Source organism: Mycobacterium sp. 1165178.9, from assembly GCF_001673555.1.
In the GTDB taxonomy this organism is placed as follows: domain Bacteria; phylum Actinomycetota; class Actinomycetes; order Mycobacteriales; family Mycobacteriaceae; genus Mycobacterium.
Genome location: NZ_LZMB01000485.1, coordinates 1 through 4,400, shown reverse-complemented (window position 1 = coordinate 4,400; position 4,400 = coordinate 1). Strand labels below are relative to the sequence as shown.

At 65.4% G+C, this 4,400-nt stretch carries 6 protein-coding genes, 1 tRNA gene and 2 pseudogenes; 3 read left to right on the top strand and 6 right to left on the bottom strand.

The window, feature by feature from the left end; genetic code table 11:
* Together A5652_RS20795 and A5652_RS29265 are read right to left on the bottom strand one after the other, a co-directional pair.
* Window positions 1-363: MlaD family protein (locus tag A5652_RS20795; RefSeq protein ID WP_156745453.1), on the bottom strand; the 363-nt coding region annotated here is incomplete at its 3' end.
* A 312-nt stretch (window positions 364-675) separates the two neighbouring features.
* Window positions 676-762 (bottom strand): annotated as a pseudogene (locus A5652_RS29265) (hypothetical protein); the annotation flags it as partial.
* Window positions 763-855: 93 nt separating this feature from the next.
* Between A5652_RS29265 and A5652_RS20790 the strand changes: the two are divergent.
* The gene (locus tag A5652_RS20790) at window positions 856-1,392 is read left to right on the top strand and encodes a hypothetical protein (protein WP_067355981.1); all 537 of its coding nucleotides are present in this window, start codon (window positions 856-858) and stop codon (window positions 1,390-1,392) included.
* Between the two features lie 20 nt (window positions 1,393-1,412).
* Window positions 1,413-1,901: a glutathione peroxidase gene (locus tag A5652_RS20785; protein WP_067355978.1), complete on the top strand. Its 489-nt coding sequence runs from the start codon at window positions 1,413-1,415 to the stop codon at window positions 1,899-1,901.
* A gap of 44 nt (window positions 1,902-1,945) precedes the next feature.
* Here the strand turns inward: A5652_RS20785 and A5652_RS20780 are convergent.
* The 4 genes from A5652_RS20780 to A5652_RS20765 all read right to left on the bottom strand — a co-directional run bounded on the left by A5652_RS20780 (window position 1,946) and on the right by A5652_RS20765 (window position 4,061).
* Window positions 1,946-2,022, bottom strand: a tRNA-Met gene (locus tag A5652_RS20780).
* An 80-nt stretch (window positions 2,023-2,102) separates the two neighbouring features.
* Window positions 2,103-2,639 (bottom strand): cupin domain-containing protein, encoded by a 537-nt coding sequence (locus A5652_RS20775; protein WP_067355974.1) that lies wholly within the window; start codon window positions 2,637-2,639, stop codon window positions 2,103-2,105.
* A gap of 50 nt (window positions 2,640-2,689) precedes the next feature.
* A complete protein-coding gene (locus tag A5652_RS20770) occupies window positions 2,690-3,394 on the bottom strand; it encodes a nitroreductase family protein (RefSeq protein WP_067355970.1) in 705 nt (234 codons plus the stop codon).
* A gap of 16 nt (window positions 3,395-3,410) precedes the next feature.
* Entirely contained in the window at window positions 3,411-4,061 is a 651-nt protein-coding gene (locus A5652_RS20765) for an HD domain-containing protein (protein WP_067355967.1), read from the bottom strand.
* A 109-nt stretch (window positions 4,062-4,170) separates the two neighbouring features.
* Between A5652_RS20765 and A5652_RS20760 the strand changes: the two are divergent.
* A pseudogene (locus A5652_RS20760) lies at window positions 4,171-4,400 on the top strand (AraC family transcriptional regulator); the annotation flags it as partial.

Here is a 4,400-nt window from a genome sequence, read left to right as displayed (position 1 = left end):
ATACTTGCCGCCGAACACCGTCGTCGCCTTGATATCGGCGTTCACATTCGACGGGATCAGCTTCAAGTACCGCGGATGCACCTCGAGAATGAACTTTGCCGCCGGTTTGCCGTCGCGCACCGTCTCCGAGATCGACCCCACCCGGCCGATCTCCACCCCGTTGTACGTGACCTTCGAACCCGGATCCATCACCAACCCGGCCCGCGACGCCAACATCGTCAACTCGGTCTTGGGAGTGAAACCTCCGCGGAACTGGATGTAAACCAGGGTGAAGATCACGGCGAGAACCACCACCACGACAAAGGTCATGAACCGGTACGGCGGCTCTCGCGAGTCGTTGATCTGAACGGGTGAACCCTCCATGGCCTACACCGTGAGCCCGAAAATCGTGGTTCCGGCGATGGACGGCCACCCGCGCGGTCGGTTATCCGGGTAACCCACCGTCGCCACCGCTGCCCCTCACCTCGGGACCGTCGCCACCCGGCGCTGGCCTGTACACCTATGGAATAAGACCAGTAAATGTACCGCGATGGTGTGGCACAAACAAAGCAACGGCGGAAACCGGCCGGCGCGCAACATCATCTTTCGAATGACCGCGCCCGCAGATGGGGCGCACCGATCATCTTGCAACGCGAATTATGTTCTCCCGCAGACACTTCGGCCTTAGGTTCTGAGTTACGGGTTGATGGTGTTGTCGCCGACCTGGCGGCACCTGACGTACTCGATCGCGTACCGCGATCCGGTGTCGAGGTGGGTGTAGGGCCGCGTGCGCGAACCGGCGTTCACATAGTCCGACGGGTGCCTCGGCCGGAGAACCCCAGGTCTACGCTCGATGAGGACAACGAAAGGTGCGCAATGCTCGCAGCGTTCGGCTTCGAATCCCTGGGCGTGGTCGTTGGGGATATGTACTTCATCGACCCTTCCCCGCTCGAGGGTCAGGAGACTCCGGAGCGGGGAGTCAGGCTGGAGCTTCGGCTCGTCGACCGGGCCGCGCCGCAGGGCTCGATCTACGCGGGCGTCCCGATCGCCTTCACCCGCCCGGTGTGGCGGGTGGACCTGTTCGGGTCCACGGAGAGCCCGCCCGGGACGCTGGACCGAGCCCATCACCATCCGCGTTTCGACGGCTGGGAGCCCAGTGCCCGCCACTTCGTCCCCGAGCTGTCCGCCGACCCGCTGACCTGGTTGACCGAGCAGCTGGCCGACCCGGCCGCCGTCCTGGCCCGCGCCGACGTCGACGCCGATGAGGTCAGCGAAGCCGACACCGCCGGACTCGCGGCGGCGGCGCCGGAGATCGTCGCCGCGGTGAAACGGTTGCTTGACGGTGTGCGCAACGGCGAATTGGCCCCGGCCCCCGCCGAGCCGGTCGCCGCCGCCCGCACCGGCTGGCTCTGAATTGCGTTAGCGTCGTCGGCGTGACCCTCAACAACATCGCCCTGACCACCCTCGACGGCCGGCCGACCACGCTGGCCGAATTGTCAGACGGCGCAACGCTGGTCGTCAACGTAGCCTCCAAATGCGGGCTGACTCCCCAATACACGGCGCTGGAACGCCTGGCCAAGGACTATCGCGAGCGTGGCCTGACCGTCGTCGGCGTCCCCTGCAACCAATTCATGGGGCAGGAGCCGGGTACGGCCGATGAGATCCAGGAGTTCTGCTCGACCACATACGGGGTGACATTCCCGCTGCTGGCGAAGACCGACGTCAACGGCGACGACCGTCATCCGCTGTACGCCGAGCTGACCAAGACCGCCGATGCCGACGGCCAGGCCGGGGACATCCAGTGGAACTTCGAGAAGTTCCTCCTCGCCCCCGACGGCGAGGTGGTGCAGCGGTTCCGGCCCCGCACCGAGCCCGATGCCCCCGAGGTCATCAGCGCCATCGAGGCCGTGCTGCCGCGCTAGGCATGAAAACGGCCCCCGGAACAATCTCCGGGGGCCGTTTTACCTGGTAGCGGGGACAGGATTCGAACCTGCGACCTCTGGGTTATGAGCCCAGCGAGCTACCGAGCTGCTCCACCCCGCGATGGTAAATGCCAGGTTACCGAACCGGTGTCATGGCGACCAAATCGCGCGCTCAGCGGCACTAGCCACGCCAGATATCGGTCAGTGTGACGGCGGGTTGAGCCCGTACCGCTGCGCGATGTCGTCCATCCACTCCGGCGATCCGTAGGTGAGCCCGTACTTGTCGGCGAGTTCGCCGAACTCGGGCAACTCGTGCAACGGCGCGCCCGCCGGGTCGTGGGCGTGCTCGATGAGCAGCTCGCCGAGTTCCCGGAAATAGTTCTCGAATCCGCCCGGGGTGATGATTTCGACGATGCGTCCCGGCTCGCTGCCGGCGTTCCACATCGCGTGCATCTGTCCGCGAGGCTTGGTGATGTAGCCACCGGGACCCAGGACCACTTCACTGTCGTCGGAGCGAAAGCCGATCTCGCCGGCCAGGACTATCGAATGCTCGTCCTCCCGGGTGTGCCGGTGTGCCGCAGTGAGCAGGCCGACCGCGAACGGGTGCTCGACGATGGACACCTCGCCGCCGTTGGTCTTGCCGGATATCTTGAACACCGCCCCGAAGCCCGGGAGGGTGACGACTTCGCCCTCCCCCGGCTGCACCACGGTGACCCCGATCTCTTCGAGCTCGGTCATGCGCCTTACCTTCCTCCGAATATCTCAGCGCTGCAATGGCCGGCCGCTTGTCAGCCGGCTGCCGCCAGGCCGGTCGTCGCGTCGTCGTGCGGCGGCCACAGCGGTTGCGGAACTTCGATGCCGAACGACTTGTTCCAGCCGTTGCGGGATGAAACCTCGTGCACGGGATGGCGATTGGCCGCGACGCCCCACCTGCCCAAGGGATAACCGAGGGTGAGCATTGCTGACATCTTCCAGCCTTCCTCAACGGGCACGCCCAGTAACTCGTTCACCTCGTCCTCGAAGTTGCGGAGCACCATCGTCATGACGCCGCCGATGCCCTCGGCACGGGCGGCGAGCAACGCACTCCAGATCGCCGGGTAGATGTTGGCGCCGCCGTAGTCGTCGATGGAATAGACGAAGAGCAACAGGGGAATCTCTTCGAAATGGTCGGCCAGGTAATCACCCGAGCCCTTCATTCGCCGCATGGTTGCGGCGTGAGCGGCCGGGTCCGCACCGGGCGCCGTTGCGACCATCGGTCCCGTCCCTGACTGGAACTTCTCGTATTCGAGGGCGCGGGCCTTGCGAAATAGCTCAGCGAACTTTCCGATGAGTTCCCGATCGTCCACGGCCACGAAGTGCCAACGCTGGGTGTTGCCGCCGTTCGGGGCGCGGACGGCTGCGTCGAGGATGCGGGCCTGGGTGTCCAACGGAATCGGATCAGGGCGCAGCCGGCGCATCATCCGGGTGGTGTAGAGGCCTTCGTAAATGTCCATTGTTCTGCTCCTTCCGCTACTCGGGCCAGCTGTTGTTGAGGATCTTGTCGACGAAGTCGACACGCGCGAAGTCGGGATCGAAGTGCGCCAGCACGTCGGCGTTCATGGTGCCGTCGGTGGTCCGCGGCCGGTGCTTCATGCCGTCGTTGAACGCCGCCAGGATGCGTTGCTTGAACTGTGGGCGCGGGTGGGCGGAGGTCACCGCGGCGAGCGCCTCGGGAGCGAGCTGCTCGCGGCCGACGCCGACTACGTCGACTTCCACGCCCGCCTGCAGCAGGGCGACCTCGGGCGCCATGAACTCGGGCACGCCGGGGGTGGTGTGTAAGGCGATGCCTAGCCACACCTTGTCGGCCTCGGTTTTGTCGACGCCATGGTCGAGCAGGAAGTCCCGGGCAGCGTTGGCGCCGTCGACCTCGAAACGGACGGCGGAGCCGCGGTAGCGCTCGGTCAGGCCGAGGTCGTGGAACATCGCCGCGACGTAAAGCAGCTCCACGTTCGATTGCAGCCCGCGACGCAGGCCCTGCAGTGCGCCGAAGAAGAACACCCGCCGGGAATGGTTGAAGAGCAACTCGTCCTCGGTGTCGCGGATGAACTCGGTGACCTCGCGGACCAGCGCGGTGTCGGGAACCTGGATGCCGGCGATGGTGTCGATTGAGCTGGTAGTCATGTTGTCGTCTCCTTCTCAGGTGATCTCAGTTATGAGTGTGCGGCCGCCTGGGCAATCCGACCCTGCCCGTTCGGGCCGTCCTCTCCACAGAAAGCGACACAATGGCTGCGTGGCTGCAGCCAAAACACGGGTCGTGGTGATCATCGTCTTCGACGGGGTGACGCTGTTGGATGTCGCGGGCGCGGGTGAGGTCTTCGTCGAGGCCAACCGGTTCGGCGCCGACTACAACGTCAAGATCGCGTCCCTGGATGGGCGCGACGTGACCAGCTCGATCGGGGCGCGGTTGGGCGTGACCGACAGCATCTCAGTGATCGAGTCCGCCGACACCGTCATGGTCGC